This window comes from Clostridium fungisolvens (assembly GCF_014193895.1).
Lineage (GTDB): Bacteria > Bacillota > Clostridia > Clostridiales > Clostridiaceae > Clostridium_AR > Clostridium_AR fungisolvens.
Window position 1 is genome coordinate 3,675,792 of sequence record NZ_BLZR01000001.1, and the last position, 20,016, is coordinate 3,695,807.

General features: G+C 33.1%; 17 protein-coding genes. 7 read left to right on the forward strand and 10 right to left on the reverse strand.

All coding sequences use genetic code 11. The annotated features are described in order from the left end of the window. From bsdtw1_RS16165 to bsdtw1_RS16175, 3 genes are read right to left on the reverse strand one after another with little or no spacing between them, the layout of a single operon-like run. A complete protein-coding gene (locus bsdtw1_RS16165) occupies positions 1-1,344 on the reverse strand; it encodes a Ger(x)C family spore germination protein (protein ID WP_183278589.1) in 1,344 nt (447 codons plus the stop codon). Beyond that, the gene (locus tag bsdtw1_RS16170; RefSeq protein ID WP_183278590.1) at positions 1,331-2,440 is read right to left on the reverse strand and encodes a GerAB/ArcD/ProY family transporter; all 1,110 of its coding nucleotides are present in this window, start codon (positions 2,438-2,440) and stop codon (positions 1,331-1,333) included. The genes bsdtw1_RS16165 and bsdtw1_RS16170 overlap by 14 nt, the downstream gene beginning before the upstream one ends. Further along, entirely contained in the window at positions 2,424-4,172 is a 1,749-nt protein-coding gene (locus bsdtw1_RS16175) for a spore germination protein (protein WP_183278591.1), read from the reverse strand. The genes bsdtw1_RS16170 and bsdtw1_RS16175 overlap by 17 nt, the downstream gene beginning before the upstream one ends. Positions 4,173-4,419: 247 nt before the next feature. On the opposite strand from bsdtw1_RS16175, the gene bsdtw1_RS16180 reads away from it, so the two are divergent. Beyond that, positions 4,420-4,896 carry a DUF3237 domain-containing protein gene (locus bsdtw1_RS16180; RefSeq protein ID WP_183278592.1) on the forward strand — a complete coding sequence of 159 codons (477 nt, stop codon included), beginning with the start codon at positions 4,420-4,422 and terminating at the stop codon, positions 4,894-4,896. Between the two features lie 208 nt (positions 4,897-5,104). On the opposite strand, the gene bsdtw1_RS16185 is transcribed toward bsdtw1_RS16180, so the two are convergent. The 3 genes from bsdtw1_RS16185 to bsdtw1_RS16195 form a co-directional block, all read right to left on the reverse strand. Next, the gene (locus bsdtw1_RS16185; protein WP_183278593.1) at positions 5,105-6,568 is read right to left on the reverse strand and encodes a family 43 glycosylhydrolase; all 1,464 of its coding nucleotides are present in this window, start codon (positions 6,566-6,568) and stop codon (positions 5,105-5,107) included. 922 nt (positions 6,569-7,490) lie between these two features. Further along, positions 7,491-8,315 (reverse strand): phage replisome organizer N-terminal domain-containing protein, encoded by an 825-nt coding sequence (locus bsdtw1_RS16190; RefSeq protein WP_183278594.1) that lies wholly within the window; start codon positions 8,313-8,315, stop codon positions 7,491-7,493. A 286-nt stretch (positions 8,316-8,601) separates the two neighbouring features. After that, a complete protein-coding gene (locus tag bsdtw1_RS16195; protein WP_183278595.1) occupies positions 8,602-9,447 on the reverse strand; it encodes an aldo/keto reductase in 846 nt (281 codons plus the stop codon). A 174-nt stretch (positions 9,448-9,621) separates the two neighbouring features. On the opposite strand from bsdtw1_RS16195, the gene bsdtw1_RS16200 reads away from it, so the two are divergent. Further along, positions 9,622-10,083, forward strand: a complete 462-nt coding sequence (locus bsdtw1_RS16200) for a MerR family transcriptional regulator (protein ID WP_183278596.1) — start codon at positions 9,622-9,624, stop codon at positions 10,081-10,083. 235 nt (positions 10,084-10,318) lie between these two features. On the opposite strand, the gene ppsA is transcribed toward bsdtw1_RS16200, so the two are convergent. Together ppsA and bsdtw1_RS16210 are read right to left on the reverse strand one after the other, a co-directional pair. Beyond that, positions 10,319-12,931, reverse strand: coding sequence for a phosphoenolpyruvate synthase (gene ppsA / locus bsdtw1_RS16205; protein ID WP_183278597.1), 2,613 nt, complete (start codon positions 12,929-12,931; stop codon positions 10,319-10,321). 698 nt (positions 12,932-13,629) lie between these two features. Further along, positions 13,630-13,956, reverse strand: a complete 327-nt coding sequence (locus tag bsdtw1_RS16210; RefSeq protein WP_183278598.1) for a winged helix-turn-helix transcriptional regulator — start codon at positions 13,954-13,956, stop codon at positions 13,630-13,632. A 155-nt stretch (positions 13,957-14,111) separates the two neighbouring features. On the opposite strand from bsdtw1_RS16210, the gene bsdtw1_RS16215 reads away from it, so the two are divergent. From bsdtw1_RS16215 to bsdtw1_RS16230, 4 genes are all read left to right on the forward strand, one after another. Continuing rightward, positions 14,112-14,513: a pyridoxamine 5'-phosphate oxidase family protein gene (locus tag bsdtw1_RS16215; protein WP_183278599.1), complete on the forward strand. Its 402-nt coding sequence runs from the start codon at positions 14,112-14,114 to the stop codon at positions 14,511-14,513. Between the two features lie 133 nt (positions 14,514-14,646). Further along, complete coding sequence (locus bsdtw1_RS16220) at positions 14,647-15,273, forward strand: pyridoxamine 5'-phosphate oxidase family protein (protein WP_183278600.1); 627 nt, start codon at positions 14,647-14,649, stop codon at positions 15,271-15,273. 114 nt (positions 15,274-15,387) lie between these two features. Further along, positions 15,388-16,200 carry a protein-ADP-ribose hydrolase gene (locus bsdtw1_RS16225; RefSeq protein ID WP_183278601.1) on the forward strand — a complete coding sequence of 271 codons (813 nt, stop codon included), beginning with the start codon at positions 15,388-15,390 and terminating at the stop codon, positions 16,198-16,200. Continuing rightward, positions 16,175-17,050: an SIR2 family NAD-dependent protein deacylase gene (locus bsdtw1_RS16230; protein WP_183278602.1), complete on the forward strand. Its 876-nt coding sequence runs from the start codon at positions 16,175-16,177 to the stop codon at positions 17,048-17,050. Before bsdtw1_RS16225 ends, bsdtw1_RS16230 begins: the two co-directional genes overlap by 26 nt. Before the next feature lie 84 nt (positions 17,051-17,134). Here bsdtw1_RS16230 and bsdtw1_RS16235 read toward each other — a convergent pair whose 3' ends face one another. Together bsdtw1_RS16235 and bsdtw1_RS16240 are read right to left on the reverse strand one after the other, a co-directional pair. Then, a complete protein-coding gene (locus tag bsdtw1_RS16235) occupies positions 17,135-17,455 on the reverse strand; it encodes a carboxymuconolactone decarboxylase family protein (protein ID WP_183278603.1) in 321 nt (106 codons plus the stop codon). Between the two features lie 43 nt (positions 17,456-17,498). Next, a complete protein-coding gene (locus bsdtw1_RS16240; protein WP_371874758.1) occupies positions 17,499-17,870 on the reverse strand; it encodes a cupin domain-containing protein in 372 nt (123 codons plus the stop codon). A 302-nt stretch (positions 17,871-18,172) separates the two neighbouring features. Here bsdtw1_RS16240 and bsdtw1_RS16245 point away from each other — a divergent pair, with 302 nt between their 5' ends. Then, positions 18,173-19,915 (forward strand): 1-deoxy-D-xylulose-5-phosphate synthase, encoded by a 1,743-nt coding sequence (locus bsdtw1_RS16245; RefSeq protein ID WP_183278605.1) that lies wholly within the window; start codon positions 18,173-18,175, stop codon positions 19,913-19,915. The last annotated feature ends 101 nt before the right edge of the window (positions 19,916-20,016 follow it).

The window sequence follows — 20,016 nt, forward strand, 5'->3', positions numbered from 1 at the left end:
TTAATCTCCTTCTGATGTTATTGTGTCTTCGTTATTTCTTATAGGTGAGGACTTAAACATTATTCCCGTTCTTCTCACATTAGCATCAACTTCAACATTTATTTTTGCATCTTTATAATGTTTCAACCAATTATATTCTTCAAATTCTGTAACAGTAAAAAAACTTCTAGCGACCTTTTTCCCAAATCCGAAGACGTCAGTATTGTATTCTTGCTGAGTTTTCCTTATTACATCTGAAACTCCTCTCTGTATAAGTTGCTCTATTGTTTGATTTAATTCTTCAATCTTATCTAAATCTTCATAAGGTATTCTGCTTTGAATAGCTCCTATATCTGCTTCAATATTCAGCTTTACATTAATTATGGGAATACCATCTGCAAAATGCGTAGAGATTTTTGGTCTCCGGCCTAAGCGCATATCAACTACAATAGCCTCTCCCTTACTTTGTTCATCCTCCAATGTAAAAAAGCCTCTTTGAAACTTCCCCGATACCATAAGTAAGTATCTAGTTTCATAGGCATTTAAAGTCCCAACCATCTTACTTCCATTAAAAATTGCCACTCCCATAAATTCTATCTTTCTATTTCCACTTCTAGGCATTTCTCCCGGTGGCCTATTGTATTGAGTTTTTAGCATAGATGAAAATATTTCATTAGAATCTAAAGGCAACGAACCACTTTTATCCAACGGTTGTAATTTCTTAAATTCATTTAGGCCAGCATAAACAGCATAGGATTGTTTATACGGAGAAATTACACCAGTGTAAAACTCCTGAAACGTTTGCTCTGGAAAGTAGCCTGAATAGTTTGCTTGAGTAGATGCGAGTTCCATGGCTTTTGCTGTACTTTCACCTATCAATGTGTTGTTGTTTTTAATAAATTCTTCGGCGCTTCCTCTGCATATGACAACCTGCATTATTCTTCTTGTTTCTCTAAATCTTGAAATTGGTGCTAAATAATCTTCAACCCCTTCTTTTGCTACTGCTTCAGAAATAATTATAGTTTTAGTATGTACAAGAGATATTCTTCTGGTTGTCGCGCTACCTAAGAGGTTTAGCGCCTCTAGAACCGATGGAGCTTCTACAGTCTCAAATAATGTATTACCGTTATTAGATACACCTTGTGAAGAACCATTGCTGTTTTTATCATTTCCAGAGTTACCATTACTAGCTGTCTTATACACCGGGAACTGAACAGTAACTCTCATCTTATTACAAATACCTTTATCACACCCAATTACCAGTGAATATACCTGATTATCTATTTCCCTACTATCTTTTGTACAACCTAATAGAGATAAACAACTAAAAAAAATTACTACTACAACTGTACTAAGTCTCTTCATTTGTAAGCTTACCTCCTTTATTACCGCGAACTACGGAAATCAATAACACTAATATTGGTATAAAGTAAGTAATTAAAAGACTGTATTGTCTAATAGATTTAATATAAATCTCAGAAGCTTCACTTATATTCTTCGGTATCAGTGTGACCATAAAAGTAAAGTATGCAAAAGAAAATAAACAAGGCCTGTGATTAGGAACATTAAATGCCTTACAAAAGATACTTATAGCTACATAAAACGTCACTGAAACATTGATTATAGAAGCAATTACCCAAATAAATATAAATATACTTTCTATTCTTTGAATAAATCTGCTTATAAAAATTATTCTTGAAAGCTGAAAGAGTGATGACAGATTTTCTCCTCCTTGTGAATATTCGAATGCCATTAATGAGCATACAGTACCCATACTTATAATAATTCCCGATAACATTAAGCTTATTAAGCCTACTTTTTTTAAATGCTCAGTTCCATAAAGACAATTAGCTAAAAATGCAAGAAAAATCACTTCACTATATGCTGATGACCTCCAAAGTCCTACAGTAAACGTCTTTTTTACTCCGTATCCCCCTATTGGAATAAGATTGTTTATATCGTAAAATTTATATGGTAATATAAGTATTGTTATTAAGCCTATAATCATACAGAAAAATCCTACATATGACATTCTTGCAATTCCTTCTATACCAACATAGGCATATGCAACAACAATTAATAAAAGCACTGTTATAATCACGCTGGGCTGAGTATTTGGCAAAACATAGGATATTACCATTTCTACAAACTCTCTTATAGTTGCACCTGAATAAAAAATGAAGTAAGCACAAAATATAAGTGATAGAATTTTACCAATGAACTTTCCTGTAACTATATCAAATATTTGAACAAGATTCTTATTTGGATATCTCTTCATTAGTAAACAAACAATAGTGAACAATATCATACTAACCAAGCATGAAATCAATGTTGTATACCATGCAGCTGTACTTGCTTCTTTAAATAATACACTTATGCTAGTGTAAAAAACCTTAGAAGTTAAAACTACAGTAGTAAGAGTCACTGATTCCCTTATTCCAAATTTACCTTCCTTTATCATCAGATTCCCCCCTATCATAGTTATAGTTCGGAGCTTCCACAGTCCATTTTCTAGAGATCTTTGGCTGTCTAGTAGTATCTAAAGGGTTAATGCTGTCTATCCTCTTTTCCTGTTCCCATATAGGATATCTTACAATATAGTCCTTACTTTTAGAGGTTCTTGGTAACACAGGTGCAAATATTGGTATACCAAAGGATTTAATACTAACTAAATATATCCCTATTAACATCATAAAACAGGTTATCCCATAGAATCCAAGTAAAGCTCCCGAAGCAATAAATCCAAACCTTATCAATCTTATGGCCAGCCCTAAACTGAAGCTTGGTATAGCAAAATTACCAAGACCAGTTATGGCAACAATTATAATAAGTACTGGACTTACAATATTTGCTTGTACTGCCGCCTGACCTAAAATCAAAGCTCCAATTATCCCCAAAGTGTTACCGATTATTCCTGGTATCCTAATTCCCGCTTCTCTAATAAGCTCAAAAGAAAATTCCATCAACACCACTTCTACTATTGTAGGAAAGGGGACATTTTCTTTAGCCTTAACTATAGCAATCAATAAGTCTGTTGGTATCATTTCTTGGTGAAAATTTGTCATAGCCACATATATACTAGGCAGTAATGTTGCTATAAACATACCAATTAACCTTACAAATCTTAAAATTGTTCCATAAGGGAATCTCATAAATGCATCTTCCGGACTATGAAGAAGTGACACAAAATTTATTGGTACTACTTTTGCAAATGGAGTCCCCTCACAAATAATTGCAACTCGCCCTTCTGCTATATGTGATGCAGTTCTATCCGGCCTTTCAGTTGTAAGCATCGTTGGAATAATGGAAAAAGTATTATCTTCAATAAACTGTTCTAACATTCCATCCCCTGCATTATAATCAGTTTCAATACTGGCTATTCTTCTTTTTACCTCATCAACAATTGCTGGATTTACAAGTCCATTCAGATACATAATGGCACACTGGTTTTTATTTCTTTCCCCAATACTTAAAAGTTCTGTAGTCAAGTTCTCATTCTTAATAATTTTTCTTACTAAAGATATATTAACTCTTAAACTCTCATTAAAAGCTTCTTGTGCACCTGTTACAGTTTCCTCAATAGCTGGCTTCTCAACCCCTCTAGCTGGAAACCCTTTTGTTTCATTAGTCACATAGAAATTACATCCATTAATATAAAGTACCGTATTTCCTAAAAGTATCTCATTAATTACCTCCTTAACTTTATTTAACTTTTGAGTTTTATTTGCTTCAAGTATACTGTCAAAAATGTAATCTAATTGACATTGCTGTTCTTTTTGTTGAAATTCTTTAATATTTAGCAAAGGCCTTAATATAAAATCATTAATTATTTGTTCATTTACCATACCATCAAGATAAGCAATAAACGCATTATATTTACCTGCTATTAGAAATCTTCGAATAATGATATCTTTATTTACTGGAGCATTAAATTTTGAATTGATTAATTTAATATTGTCTTCAATTGAAGTTGTTATCGTCCCATCGTTGTCTTTTTGTTTTCCTCCATTACCAGCTATATTAGAAGACGGGTCATTAGCTTTTATGTTAGTATTATTACTTGTATTGGAATTGTTACCTTTGCCGTCTCTTAACTCATCAACAGTAGGTATGTAGAACTTCTTAACTTGTTTTTTATCTTTATATGAAATATAAGATAGGATCTTATTTAAAGATCCTGCTTTTTTTACCACTATTATCACCACTCTATCAACAGACTTATAATTATATAATTTACGAAATAAGTGGAAATTACTCATATTAAATATGCTACAATATAATTGATGTTCAGTATCATGGAGCATTATCATTCAATATCTCTTACAAACAAATTCTGTATAGTTTTTGCTTCAAAAAATCACGTTAAAGAACATTCTTTATAACCATATGACTATTTAATAATTAGTTTCAATTTATTTACAGAAAGGATTGAAGCCTTATATGAACACAGGTAATATTAAAGAATCAGAACTTAAAGAAATATTTAGCATTGAAATTGTAGTAGATAAACCTATAGTTGTTGGACAAGACGATATAGTTGGAAGACGCCAGCTAATTCCGATTTTATCCGGAAAGGTAATTGGTGATGGCTTTAATGGAGAAGTTCTGCCTGGTGGAATAGACAGTCAAATCATTCGACCAGATGGGAAGTGTGATCTTTCAGCAAGATACGCCATAAAGCTAGAAGATGGCGCTTCGATCTACATTGAGAATAATGGAGTTCGTACAGTGCCAATTGAATATGTTGAAGATGTTAAATCAGGAAAGTTTGTTGATCCTAGCGTCTATTATTTCCGTACAATTCCCACTTTTGAAACCTATGATGATGGATATAAATGGATGATGGATTGTATCTTTGTATGCTATGCAACCAGATTACCTGAGAATGTTTTGCTAAAATTCTATAAGGTTATGTAGTATAGGGTTCCATTACGAAAACTTAAGTTATTCATGTTCCAAAATAGCGGCTTGAGGGACTTTAGGTCATATATAAATTAATAGTTGAGCTAGGAACTCTATAACAAATCTTAGCTTTAAATATAATTTTAGTGAAAATAAATAGAGTGTTGTATTAGTAATTTTTTATCACTAATACAGCACTCATAATTTTATAATATGATAACTCTTAACCTACACGGGTTAATCTCCATCTCTGAGCATTATTTCCGTTGTCCTGCCACTGATCTATCTGTGCACCACTTTGTGTTGATGCTCCTGCAACATCTAGAGGAAGATTACTAGCCTTATTAACTATTTTATATACTCCATTTCCCATGTCTTCAATTCTAAATCTTTGTGCATCTTGGCCATTATCAGTACATATCTGATATGCAACGGCACCACCAAGTGCTGTTGATCCATACGGATTATCAACACACATATTAGGAGCACACATTGGCACTATCTTGTAGTACCCACCACCGCAATCTACAAATCTAAATTGTTGTGCTGCAGTCCCATTACTTTGATATTGTTGAAGCTTAGTGCCATCAGCATTTTTCCCACCAGATACATCTAAATTAAGATTACTGCATAGTGCTGTAAGTGTATATATCCCGTTATTTACTAGTGGCATACTGTTTCCAGTAGATGGTACTTGAAGCGGAACATTAGGTTGTACTGGTACACCGAACATTGGAGTTCCGTTACTTAGCATTGTAAATTGCTGCATTCTTATATTTCTTGTCCAGCCTAACCCCTGTGATACTGCAGCATGATATACAATCCAGTTTTGTACTCCATCAGGTGATTTTACAAAACTAGCATGTCCTGGGCCATATACATCTCCAAACTTAGAAAATACAGGACCAACCTTTGAATAAGCAGATCTATTCATTAAATCTCCATTTGTACAGGTTAGCCTTCCTAAGCAATAATCATCTGTCCAGCTTCCGCTTGCAGAATAAATAATATTTACTGTTGATCCACTTACAATTACTTCTGGTCCTTCATTAATATATGGTGTTCCATTCCTTTCCCAGCTTTGATCAGGTGTAGATATTAGTACTCTGTCTCCTGATATAGTATATGGATTACTCATCTTAGCTATATATAAGTTTTGTGCTACATTTGAAGTACCTTCCCAACCAGACCATATAAAGTATAGTTGGTTGTTGTAATCTAAAACAGTACCATCTATAGCCCATCTATCTGTAGCAGCTGCAACCTTTCCTTTAAAGTTGAAAGCCCCATTTAATGGGTTATTAGCATCTGTACCACCTTCTAAGCAATACATTCTATGATTCTCGTTTGCTCCGTTATCAGCAGCAAAATATATATACCATCTGCCTCTTACATAATGTAATTCCGGTGCCCAGGTTTCACTTGAATATGGAGTTCCTGCTGGAGCTGTCCATACTGTTGTTGCTGTTCCACTAGTTATGTCTTGAAGCGTTGAGGATTTTCTAATAGTTATAGTATTAACACCATTTGATTGAACATAATAATAGGATCCACCAGCTGAAATAACCCAAGGATCCGCTCCACCTCCTATCGGATTAGTAAAAGTAGCTGCCGAAGCCTTTACCCTTAAGTCCGGCAAACAAATTGCAAAAATTATAACCAAGCATAGAAATATCTTTTTAAACATTTATTACACACCTTTCCAAACTTATTTCAATTTATTTTATATTTATGAATTAATGTAAGGAACATTAGATGTCAAACTTTATACTTTAAGAGCATACTTGGAGTTAGAGGCCATATTATGGATATCAATACTTGAATTGTGTAAAAAAACACTAAAAGACTAGTTAAGATATTAGCTTATAGTAAGAGCTGAAATCGATATATTATTTAACACTGTTTTCCTCTCATTCCTCCCCTCTTTAATTATTACTTCTTGCAACTTACTCTAATATCCAAGCATACATCCTATTTATCGTTAAATGATTTTAATTTAGACTTATTGAGATTAATAAGTTTTACCTAATGTGTCGTAATATACTGAATGAAAATTCTTTAGAATTAATATATGGAAACGAAATTTATAGATTTGTTTTAAACATTTTAAAGCATATTATATTATTGTAAATAATCATAATTTTTGCATTTATAAATTTAGAAAATTCAAGATTAATAGAAGTCTTTTAATTCATTGAGAAAGATAGATATTAAGATTACTATACTATTTTGTTAGAATTGACTATTTATTACGATATTTTTTCTATTTAAACTCTGATATGTTTGACTATATATTTCATTAATGTTGTTATTATACAAATATTATATTATTATCTTTACAAAATCTCAATAGATTTGTTAATAATTAATTTAAAGCTAATCAACAACCTAAATAATTCTGTGTTTTATAAGTTCACTTACCAATCCTATTGTTGGATTCACATGGCTGTGTGATGGTATACCTAAAAATAATACTTTTGCCATACTGACACTTCCGTCTCATCGTATAATTTTACTTTTACATCAAATTCTTATTGATTCTATAAAGTTTCAATTATAAAGTTTTAATTTTATGATTAAATAATTATTTAATCATAAAACTATCTCTATTATCCAAAGGAAAATTCGGCAATACTTATTTCACCTTTTTCTAACGGTCTTACTCCTTCCATAAAGCAGCTTGTATCAGCTGTATCTCCATTCTCTTCACTGATTTCCCCAATAGCTTCATTATTGGAAGTACTATTTTTCTTCTTTCTGCCACTTCTTGTTCTCTTTTTACTTTCAAATACTTTAACTTTGTATTCCATTATATTATCTTCACTATTTTTATCTTCTTCGCTATTGCCAGCTATAATTAATTCATTTCCCTTATCTTTTAAAACTTCTGCATTTCTCTGTCCCATTGTTACCTCTTCATTCTCTTTAGAATTCTCCGTGGTTTTATGCTTGTCCACTGCATATCCACTTCTTTCCTTATTCACATTTGATTGTTCAAGGGAATTCTCATCTTTATTATTTATCACTTTATCAGAAAAATAGTTATTTGCATTTACATCATTCTGCTCTGCTACAGCAGCTTCATTTTTAGGTGTTTCTTTTTTCTTAGGTTTAATGTTTTGGTGCTTAGCAAAATTTTTTACCCTATATACCTTTTCCTCGGTTAACTCAACCATCTCTAGTTCAATAAATACTTCTAATGCAAGCTTAATTTGAGCTACATCTCTATTAAATTCTATTGTGAAAGTCTCTATTGTATATGGAATATTCTTTGAGAAGAACAGCTCCCCTTCTAAGTTGACCTTACCAGCAAGCAACATCATTCTATTCCATATATAATGAATAACATCTCTTTCTGGTTTCATATCTATTATCTTAAACTTAGTATCCTCATACATATCAACTCTGAATTTTACATATTTTCTTTCTCTCATATATCTCATTCTCCTTAACCTTTTATTTTTGCATATTGATCGTACTACTTCATTCTAAAATTCCCTCTCATAACTCAGAAGAATTTTGAAGATAGCTTATAGTCTTTGATTGTTTTAATATCCCTTTCACTTAATATATATGCCTTCATTAATAAAGTTAAAGGATTATTTATTACTTTTTATTTTATTTTTTTACATGTCATAGATTATTTCATTTTTTAAGCAAAAAAGAACTATCTGTCTTTTAGATAGTTCTTTTTATAATAATGCGTATTAACGATTAATCTTACCTTGCTAAACTTGTTAAATATTCAACTGTTTGTGGATTATAATGTGAGAAGAATAAACTTTCTCCTTTATCTAAATCAGCAATTAAATCCATATCTTCTTTTGCTAGCTCAAAATCAAATACGTCAATATTCTGAATCATTCTTTCCTTATGAACAGATTTAGGAATTACTACTACTCCACTTTGAATAAGATATCTTAATGCTACTTGAGCATTTGATTTATTATATTTATCTCCAACTGCCTTCAAAGTTTCATCAGTAAATAGGTTGTTTTTTCCCTCAGCAAAAGGTCCCCATGATTCAATTTGTACTCCATATTTCTTCATTATTTCATTGGCATTTGCTTGTTGATTGAACACATGTGTTTCAACCTGATTTACTGCTGGAACAACTTCATTGAACTTAATTAGGTCAATTAATCTATCTGGATAGAAGTTACTTACACCAATTGCTTTAAGTTTTCCTTCTTTATATAGTTCTTCCATTGCACGATAAGTTCCATAATAATCACCAAATGGCTGATGGATTAATAGTAAATCTAAATAATCAAGTTGAAGTCTTTCTAAAGATTCTTCAATAGATTGCTTTGCCTTTTCATATCCAGCATTGGAAATCCATACCTTTGTAGTTATGAATAATTCCTCTCTTGGAATACCACATTTTTTAATAGCTCTTCCTACTGCTTCTTCATTTCCGTAAGCTTGAGCAGTATCAATTAATCGATAACCTACCTCTATCGCATCAAGTACACATCTTTCACATTCTTCCTGATCAGCGATTTGAAACACTCCATACCCTAGGATTGGCATCTTAACACCATTGTTTAATTCTACAAATTCCATATTAATTTCTCCTTTACTCCAATTTCATCCTGCTCTTTGTATATGATTAGGCAGAACTATCTTTACACAATTTAGCTTGCTGTGTTAAAGTTAGTGTATACCATTCGTGTAACTCGAAGTCAAGAATTTAATAAAAAAATATATCTCGTCTTTGACGATGGAAACGAGGTAAATATGTATACAGTAAAAGAGATAGCAAAACTCCTTGATATGACCGAACATACCGTAAGATATTATACAGATATGGGACTCGTACCTTCTTTAAAACGGGATAAGAATGGAAACAGACTTTTTGATGAGCAATCTAAAAACTGGCTAATCGGCATAAAAAATCTTAGAGGATCAGGTATGTCCATACAAGCAGTAAAGGATTATGTAGATTTATGTCTCAAGGGTGAATCCACAATAGAAATAAGATATGAAATTATTTTAGAGCAAAAAAAGAAAGTAGAAGAACAGTTAAAAGAAATGAACGAAAGATATAAATATATTGAGAATAAAGTAACCTGGTATCTAGACATCATGAACCATCGTATACCAGACAATAGCAATCCTGGAGAGTGGAGCACTTCTATTTCAGAACCACAAGATGAAGATTGCAAATCCTCAGTTTCGACTAATCATGAGGCTTCATAATGCTTTTTCATTTTTCAGAAAAAAATATCAACGATAAAGTTGCCGATAAATAAATGTAGATGGCTTAAATGCAGATATAATGGAAAGAATAAAAAACAGAAATTATGTCGCCTGCCAGATTTTCCTCATATACATTACGAAAGGCATATGCGCAAAAAAGCACACTGATAAGATTATCAATGTGCTTTCTTGATTTCTGTATCTGTATTGTAATAGAAAGATATCATCTTCCATATTATAAGATTTCTACATACCCTTCTGTTCCATGTACACGAATTCTCTGCCCATCTTTTATCAGTTTGGTAGCATTTTCTACACTTACAACTGCTGGCAAGCCATATTCACGAGCGATAACTGCTCCATGGGTCATAAGTCCACCAACTTCTGTAACTAGTCCTTTTATAGATACAAACAATGGTGTCCAGCTAGGATCCGTAAAGGAGGTGACTAATATATCTCCAGCTTCTAAATCAGCATCTTCTATGTTTAAGATGACACGTGCTCGCCCCTCTATAATTCCTGAAGAAACAGGTAGGCCGACAATGGCGTCCTCTGGAAGCTTTTCTCGTTTGTACTTCCCTGCAAAGATTTCACCTTCAGATGTCATAACACGTGGTGGCGTTAGTTTTTCATATAGTTTATACTCATCTTTTCGCTCTATAACGATCTTGTAATCAAGTTTATGCGTGCGTACCACATCGCCAAATTCTTCAAGAGTTAGATAGTATATATCTTCTTTATCATGCATTACGCCTATTTGCACCAGTTGCTTCGCTTCTTTAAGTAAAGCCTGCTTATAAACAAAGTAGCGACTAACCATGCCGTATTTTGGATACTCACGATAGCCAATGAAATTTCGTATTAAGTCTATCTTTCGTTTTGTCTCTTTGGCCTTTTGTTCACCATCTGGTAACTCTTTTAATCGATCCAATAGCTCTTGTTCTTTTTTCAAAGCTTCCTGTCGCCCTTGCTCAAATTTTTGATTAGCTGCGTTAGGCTCAAAGTTTTTAATGTTGCTTAGAATCATTGGGATAAGTATAGTTGGTCTTTCGCTCCAACGGGTTTTAGTAATATCAATCTCACCAGCACATCTCATTCCGTATTTGTCGAGATAAGAGTAAATAGCTTCTTCGGCTTTTTGCCCACCATCAAACTTAACCAGTTTCTCTAAGAAGTCATCATCTTTTACATGTTGTAAATAATCTATTAGTTCTGGATAGGGACGAATCACGTCTGCCAAATCCATTAATTCCAGACCCATTTCCGAAGTAATATTGTTTGGTACAGATTGAGAAAGTATGTCTGCTACATTTTTTTCACCTAGCCATTCACTCATCTTTTCATTGACCCATGCTGAAGCATTTATAGCAGCCATAAATACAGCAGAACTTTGTGGATTAAATAAAATCTTCTTTAACTCTTTGATATCTTCCATAATAAAATCAAATAAATCTGTTCCTGATTTCCTTTGGATATTTCGTTTTAACTCTTTTATGGATATTTGACTTTTGTTAATTAAATCAGAAACGATTGAGGAGTCACTTTCCATTTGCGCCTCTGAATTAGCAGGCGATACACCTTTATTGCTTTTACTATCACTCTGCTCCTCTTTATCCTTTGGTAAGCATTTTATAAAATCTCTCTCTATTATGGTCATAATTGCATCTTTTGTGAGTGGATCGTGTTGCTCCATGTTCTTTAATAACATCTTTCTACTGTCTGGTGAAGCTAGCATTTGCGCCACATCAACAAACAACCTTCCACCAGCTTTAAACCTGTGTCCAAAAGATATTAACTCCATTAAGGACATCCCTAATGGTTTTAAGGGATCAGTCATCATTTGTTGATGACCTACAGATAAATAAACGTGATTTTCTCTATCATTTACTTGTGGGATTGGGTATAAAGTTGTGATTGGACGACTCTGCACTATATAAAATGTGTCATCAGTCAAACACCATTCTATATCCTGTGGGTGACCGAAATGTTCTTCAATCTTTCTTCCAATGTACTCAAGTTGTAAAATTTGCTTATCCGTTAAGGCCTGGCTATTCTGAAACTCACTCTCAATCTGCTGTTCTTTCGTACCGCCATCTTCTAAGGCATAGATAGCTAGCTTCTTAGTGGATATCTTTTTATCAATAATCTTACCGTTCCGTACTTTATAGTTATCTGCATTCACCAAGCCTGAGACCATAGCCTCACCAAGTCCGAAGCTGGCGTCAATTGATAACACCTTCCTATTAAAAGTGACTGGATCAGCAGTAAATAAAATCCCTGCAGCCTGTGGAAATACCATCTTCTGAACAACCACAGACAGGTGGACTTTACGGTGATCGAAGCCATTTTGAATACGATAGATTACTGCTCTTTCGGTAAATAAAGATGCCCAGCACTTACTGATATGCTTTAGTATTGCCTCTTTTCCAATAATATTTAAATAAGTATCCTGCTGCCCGGCAAAGGAAGCTGTAGGTAAATCCTCTGCAGTGGCACTGGATCGTACCGCATATGCAGCTCTTTCTCCTAGCCTTGAAAGAATGGAGGTGATCTCCTCAACAATGTCTTCTGGTATGGCTATACCTTCTATTATTCCGCGAATCTCACCACTAAGTTCACCTATTTTATCCCGGTCTTCCACCTTTAAAAGCGATAGCTGATCAAGTAATTCATTAATCAACGCCTTTTCTCCAATAACTCTTTTAAAGGCTTCAGTAGAAATACAAAAGCCATCTGGTACGCGTATTTCTTCAATCCTAGAAAGTTCTCCCAGGTTCGCGCCTTTTCCCCCGACAACCATGATTTTTGTTTTATCAATTTCCTGAAAACCAAGCACATATGAACTCATGTTTTTACCTCCTTATTTAAACCGAAAATTCTTCAAATTCCTTGAATTATAAAATAATAAATCTCATATCATGTTATTGAATTATAGCACTAGCACCCAAGAACAAACAGTCTATATTTAGAACTCTTTATATGTTATAATTAAAGTGAGGGGTAGTTAAGTTTAAGAAAAGTAAACCTCAAAAATAATAACCTAATGATACTCACATCCTTAACATATCCTGAATTTTTTTATTATTGACTATCATCTTTCCTATCTAAATACTCTTCAAATGCCTTAAGTAGAATCCTAACTTATACTTATTGACTCATCTTAAAATGTGTTTACCAAAGCATATTTATACAATAATCAGGAGATAATTCCACACTTTTTTACTGTAAATAAGTGTATACAACCAGCTAATCAATCAATATCCATAGTTCTATGTAAATGCGCACAAAAATTCCCCCAAACTATCTGTCTGAGGGAAAATACAGTTCAATATTTACTTTAATTTCTTCCATGTTCAGTTATTTGCGTTGCAATACCTTTTCAATCTGTCCGAGATAAATTCTATGATATGTTTATGTATCTTTATAGTATTCTTTAAACAACTTCTGTGAATCAAAATTCTTTAAAGATATCTCTTCAAAATTCACTACTAACTCATTTCATGGCTTATTATTTACTATATTATGGACTAGAAAACAACTTATATATTATCCTTGGTTAATCTTACACTTATACTGCTCACCCCAAGCCCACAATGAATCCAATATAGGCTTAAGACTAAAACCGTCCTCAGTAAGAGAATATTCAACTCTTGGTGGAACTTCGGCATAAACCTTTCTATCTACAAGACCGTCCTCTTCCATCTCTCTTAATTGTTGTGTCAGCATCTTTTGACTTATAGAGCCAATAGATTTTCTTAATTCTCCAAATCTCTTGGTTCCTTCAATTAAGTCTCTTAGTATTAATACTTTCCACTTGTCTCCTATGAGTAAAAGAGTTGTTTCAACAGGACAGGCAGGCAATTCCTTCTTCATGAATTATCCCCTCTTTCTTTCAATTATAAACCGCTCATTAGTTACTTTTAGGTGCCTATAGCACTTTAAGGTGCATACTTGCGAACACATACTATAGCATTTATTATATGATTGTAGCCGGCAAAAATCAATTTAATTTAGGAGAGATGTTAACTATGAATGAAGTAGTAAAGTTTTTACAAGAAAATCCTGTGCAGTATCTTGCTACAGTTGGTCGCGATGGGAAGGCAAAGTGCCGACCTTTCATGTTCTGTTTTGAACAAGAGGGTAAGCTATGGTTCTGCACTAATAACACGAAAGAGGTTTATAAGGATATTAAAGAAAACCCATATGTTGAAATTTCTGTTTCCAGTCCTGCATATGCATGGATTCGCTTGAATGGCAAGGTTGTAATTGAAAACAACGTAGATGTAAAAGAAGCATGCATGAACAACCCTATTGTAAAAGGCCAGTATCAAACTTCAAATAATCCAATATTTGAAGTGTTTTACCTTGATAATGCAAAGGCTGTTATAGCTGACTTCTCAGGTAATCCCCCTGCAGAATATTCTCTTTAATTTAATAGGATTAGTTCCTTCACGAGAATATAATGAAGTGCCCTGGTTATGATCTATCATACCGGGGTGTTTAATTTAAAAATAAGCTAATATTTAAGGAATATGGAGCTCTTGAAAAAATAGGAGAAATATTATGACTACAAAAAAATATCTTCAAATGCTACAAAAAGAAATCCACTCTACTGCATTTGCAACTGTAGATGAAAATGGACTGCCTCATGTTCGTATTATCGATATTATGCTGGTAGACGATGATAGTCTTTATTTTATAACTGCAAAGGGTAAGGAATTCTATAGACAGATTGAAAGACAAAAATTTGTTGCAATTACTGGTATGACTGGTGGAAGAGGAGATTCACTTACAAAAAAGGCTATATCCATTAGAGGGAAAATAAAAAATGTTGGGCAGGATCTTTTAGATAAAATCTTTGAACTAAACCCCTACATGAAAGATATATATCCTACAAATACTCGCTATGCTCTCGAGGTTTTTCAAGTTTATGAAGGTCAAGGAGAATATTTTGATCTCTCTTCTAAACCTATATATCGAGATACTTTTACACTAGGTGGGAAAAAGGAAGTACATTCACAATATGTCATCGATAAGAACTGCATTGGCTGCGATAAATGTGCAAAAGTTTGTCCTCAGCAATGTATAGATAAACTATCACCATATTCTATTAGACAGGAAAACTGCCTGCATTGCGGATTATGTCTTGAAACTTGTCCTTCTAACGCTATTAAGTTACTAACAATTTAAATTAAGTATAGAAAATCTGAAAGATTAAAAATAGTAATAAAAGATATAATGAAAAATAAAATAATAGTACTTTCTATGAAAGCCTATACTTTTGCTATCATTAAGGAGATTACCATGAAAAAAGAACAAGTTTTAAATAAATTGGTAAAATATCTCGTAGCTGAAAATAGAGAAATAGAAGTTAAAGATACTCCCTCTGATTATATGAAAAAAAGAGAGCTTCTCAGAGCTTTAATGAATATAAGAGATGCTGAACCAATAGATTCAGATATCCTTGAATTACAGGATGAATTATTAGCGGAGGAAACTAAGGAGAAAAATCCAGTTGATCCATACAAACTACCTACCACATATGAGGTTTTTGAAGGAACAAAAATATCTTTTTCTGAAAAATTAGTACTATGGCAGGGAGATATTACTTCTATAGCTGCAGATGCTATAGTTAATGCTGCTAATTCAAAGCTTCTCGGATGTTTTGTTCCTATGCATAGGTGTATAGACAACGCTATACATTCAGCTGCTGGCATAGAATTAAGGCTTGAGTGTAATGAAATTATGGAGAAACAAGGATTTGATGAACCTACTGGTGATGCTAAAATCACAAAGGCATACAACCTTCCAAGTAAATATGTACTTCATACCGTTGGTCCTATTATATATGATAATTTATCTGAGGAAGATTGCAGACTTCTTGCATCCTGCTATACTTCATGTCTAAATAAGGCTAATGAGTATGAAGATATTAAAACAATTGCCTTTTGCTGTATTTCTACAGGAGAATTCAGGTTTCCAAATAATATTGCCTCACAAATAGCACTTGAGACAGTTTGTAACTGGCTTAAAGCAAACCCGGACAGGTTCCATAGAATTATTTTCAATGTATTTACAAGGGAGGATTATAATGAATACGCAAATCTATTTAGATAATATAAATAAGGCAGCCAAACTTATTCAAGAAGCTGATTATATTCTCGTAGGCGCTGGAGCTGGTCTTTCAGCAGCTGGAGGATTAAATTATGGTGATAGTCAGCTATTTAAGAAATGGTTTCCAAAGCTTTCAGAGATTGATATTGATACAATCGGTGAAGCAATCTCGTTCTACTGGAATGTAGATGCTTCAAACAAAAGAAATTTCTGGGCATACTGGGCCAATCACATTAATAAGATACGTTATGAGGCACCAGCACTAAAGCCATACCTAGATTTATTTGAAATATTAGAGCATAAAAATCATTTTATTATAACAACAAATGTAGATGGACAATTTATTAAAGCTGGATTTGATAAGGAAAATATATTTGCTCCTCAAGGGGATTACGGTCTTTTTCAATGCGATAAACCTTGTAGTGACGAACTTTATGATAATAAAGTTCTGATTGATAAAATGATTGCCAATATGGATACTGACAAGTTTGAAGTTTTAGAAGAAGATATACCACACTGCCCTAAATGTGGCTCATTCATGTCTAAAAACCTTCGTGTGGATGATACTTTTATAGAAGCTCCACACATGATAAAAAAAAAGAATTATATAGATTTTGTTAATAATTCAATGGATGGAAAACTAGTGCTCCTAGAGTTAGGAGTTGGTTTTAATACTCCTAGTATTATTCGATGGCCCTTTGAAAGAATTACACTAAAGCATCCTGATGCTGTTCTTATTAGATTGAACATGGACTATCCAGAAGTTGATAAAAAAATTGTACACAAAAGCTTATGCTTTGATACGGACATTATGAATATAATAACTGATATTAAAAATATGCAATATAAATAATATATGCCAGCTATGGAACTAGACCCATAACTGGCAAGTAATTCCTCCAGACTATCAGTCTGAGGTAACGTAAAATACATATCACTACTCTTCGTATACTTCTTTTGCTAACCTAAATACTGCCCACGCATTAGGCCATCCTGCATAAAACGCTAAATGGGTAATTATTTCTGACATTTCTTCAGCACTGACACCATTATTCTTGGCATTAAGAATATGATATTTTAAAGAGCTATCCAGTATTCCTTTTGACATCAATGCTGTTACAGTAATGATACTGCGATCTCTTAATGATAATTTATCTTCTCTTGCCCAAACCTCGCCGAAAAGAACATCATCATTTAGTTCCGCAAATTTCGGTGCAAATGATCCAAGGGCATCTCTACCTGCTGTTTGTTTCTTCATAATTTCATTTCCTTTCCATTGCTAAGCTTTGTATTTATTCTAACTATTTCAACCCTCTGTATTCTTCATCAGATACAGGCTCTAACCACTCATTAGAAGCACCTTCTGCTGGAACTTCTATTGCTAGATGTGCAAACCAGCTGTCTGGTGCAGCTCCATGCCAATGCTTTACTTCTGGTGCAATATTAACCACATCTCCTGCATGTAATTCTTGTGGTTCTTTTCCCCATTCCTGATAATAACCTCTGCCTGCTGTACATAAAAGTACCTGGCCCCCCTTATGATGAATATGCCAATTATTTCGGCATCCTGGTTCAAAGGTTACATTACCGATTCCGATTCTTTCCATAGTCAGCATGTTTAAATAGCTCTTTCCTATAAAATACTTCTCAAACATTTTATTTTCTTCTCCCATAGGAAATACAGTCCCTGCTTTTAATTCTTCTAAATTATTCATTGATATCGCCTCCAAAATGTACATTGTTTATCGCACTCATTTTGAACGTCTTATACTTTTTTAATTACTCAACTGAAGTGCTATGATTTTATCCTAATACCTGAACCTAACTTTAGGTCAAGTACTTTTTTGATTGCAAAAACTGGTTGAACAAAAAATTCTTGACTTATAGTTAACTCTAAGTGCTAGTATAAGTATGATATTTATTCATATTTTCTTGGATAAAACTAAATTTAGTTCATACGAAAGAAGGTAAAAACGTGGCAAATATATTAGATAAAATATCAAATGTTCTTGATATAAAAAAACTAACTACTGAAGAACTTAACACTTTATGCTCAGAAGTTAGAAATTCTATATTAAATAAAGTTAGTAAGGCAGGTGGACATCTTGGTCCAAATTTAGGAATTGTTGAGCTAACAGTAGCCTTACATTATGTATTTAATTCTCCTATAGACAAATTTGTATGGGATGTAAGTCACCAATCTTATGCACATAAAATATTGACTGGAAGAAAAGATGCTTTTCTTTTTGAAGATAAATATAAAACTGTAACTGGTTTTACTTCTCCAAAGGAGAGTGAGCATGACTTCTTCACTATAGGTCATACTTCAACTTCTGTAAGCTTAGCCTCTGGTCTTGCAAAAGCTAGAGACTTTAAAGGAACCAAAGAAAACATAGTTGCAATAATTGGCGATGGTTCTTTAAGTGGTGGTGAAGCTTTTGAAGGCTTAGACAATGTTGCTGAATTTAAATCAAACTTTATTACAATCGTTAATGATAATGAGATGTCTATAGCTGAAAATCATGGTGGAATTTATGGTAACCTTGCTTTACTTAGAAAGACAAAGGGAGAAGCTGAACTTAATATATTCAAGGCTTTAGGCTTTAAATATGTTTATATTGAAGAAGGAAATAATGTTAATGTTTTAATAGAAGAATTACAAAAGATTAAAGATATAAATGAACCTATAGTTATACATATCCACACAGTTAAAGGTAATGGATACTCACATGCCGAAGAAAATAAAGAAAGATTCCATTGGTCTATGCCATTTGATATTGAGACTGGAAAAACTTTTGTTCAAAATTCTGGCGAAAACTATAAAAGAGTTACTATAAATCATATTACTGAAAAACTTCAAAAGGATGATAGAATTGTTGTAATAAATGCAGCGGTTCCTGGCGCTCTTGATCTAGTAGAATTTAGAGAAAATCATCCTGACAGATATTTTGATGTAGGAATTGCAGAAGAACATGCTATTGCCTTTGCTTCAGGCCTCGCTTCACAAGGAATGAAACCTTTTGCTTTCTTCCCAAGTACTTTTATCCAAAGAACCTATGACCAAATATCACAGGATTTATGCATAAACAATAATCCTGCTATAATCATGGTTGAAAATGCAGGAATCTCTGGCAGCGATGCAACTCACCTTGGAATATTTGATATACCAATGATGAGCAATATTCCTAATTTAGTATACTTAGCACCTGCTAATAAGGAAGAAGTAACAGCTATGATAGATTGGGCAATGGAACAAAAGGATTTTCCTGTTGCTATAAGAATATCCTCTTCTCCAATTAAAGAATTAAAGACCAAACTTTCTTTAAATTACGAGTTAAATAAATTTGAGAAAGTTACAGAAGGAGAAAAGGTCGCAATTATAGGTCTTGGAAACTTCTTTAATCTAGCTGAAGAAGTGTCTGAAGAGTTACAAAAGCAAGGGATAACTCCTACTTTAATTAACCCAAGATTTATTACTGGAGTGGATGAAGAACTACTTACTTCCCTACTAGAAAACCATGATACTGTGATTACTCTCGAAGATGGTCTATTAAATGGGGGTTTTGGAGAAAAGATATCTAGATTCTTTGGTCCTACAAAGATGAGAGTTTTCAATTATGGTGCTCATAAGGAATTCACTGATGGTGTACCTATGAATGAGCTATATAAGAGATATCATTTGACTGCAGATCATATTGTTGCTGATATATTGAAATAAATTTTATATTTAAAATAGATTTTATTTTATTGAGGTTGGAGATTGTTGATATCTCCAACCTTATTTTCTTATAAATACTTATTCATTATTTCAATATGTAT

Coding starts and splice junctions, on each gene's coding strand:
- bsdtw1_RS16190 (WP_183278594.1), bottom strand. CDS start 8,315: ATGAGAGAAAGAAAATATGTAAAATTCAGAGTTGATATGTATGAGGAT.
- bsdtw1_RS16240 (WP_371874758.1), bottom strand. CDS start 17,870: ATGGGAGAAGAAAATAAAATGTTTGAGAAGTATTTTATAGGAAAGAGC.
- bsdtw1_RS16200 (WP_183278596.1), top strand. CDS start 9,622: ATGTATACAGTAAAAGAGATAGCAAAACTCCTTGATATGACCGAACAT.
- bsdtw1_RS16225 (WP_183278601.1), top strand. CDS start 15,388: ATGAAAAAAGAACAAGTTTTAAATAAATTGGTAAAATATCTCGTAGCT.
- bsdtw1_RS16165 (WP_183278589.1), bottom strand. CDS start 1,344: ATGAAGAGACTTAGTACAGTTGTAGTAGTAATTTTTTTTAGTTGTTTA.
- bsdtw1_RS16220 (WP_183278600.1), top strand. CDS start 14,647: ATGACTACAAAAAAATATCTTCAAATGCTACAAAAAGAAATCCACTCT.
- bsdtw1_RS16180 (WP_183278592.1), top strand. CDS start 4,420: ATGAACACAGGTAATATTAAAGAATCAGAACTTAAAGAAATATTTAGC.
- bsdtw1_RS16235 (WP_183278603.1), bottom strand. CDS start 17,455: ATGAAGAAACAAACAGCAGGTAGAGATGCCCTTGGATCATTTGCACCG.
- bsdtw1_RS16230 (WP_183278602.1), top strand. CDS start 16,175: ATGAATACGCAAATCTATTTAGATAATATAAATAAGGCAGCCAAACTT.
- bsdtw1_RS16210 (WP_183278598.1), bottom strand. CDS start 13,956: ATGAAGAAGGAATTGCCTGCCTGTCCTGTTGAAACAACTCTTTTACTC.
- bsdtw1_RS16195 (WP_183278595.1), bottom strand. CDS start 9,447: ATGGAATTTGTAGAATTAAACAATGGTGTTAAGATGCCAATCCTAGGG.
- bsdtw1_RS16170 (WP_183278590.1), bottom strand. CDS start 2,440: ATGATAAAGGAAGGTAAATTTGGAATAAGGGAATCAGTGACTCTTACT.
- bsdtw1_RS16215 (WP_183278599.1), top strand. CDS start 14,112: ATGAATGAAGTAGTAAAGTTTTTACAAGAAAATCCTGTGCAGTATCTT.
- bsdtw1_RS16185 (WP_183278593.1), bottom strand. CDS start 6,568: ATGTTTAAAAAGATATTTCTATGCTTGGTTATAATTTTTGCAATTTGT.
- ppsA (WP_183278597.1), bottom strand. CDS start 12,931: ATGAGTTCATATGTGCTTGGTTTTCAGGAAATTGATAAAACAAAAATC.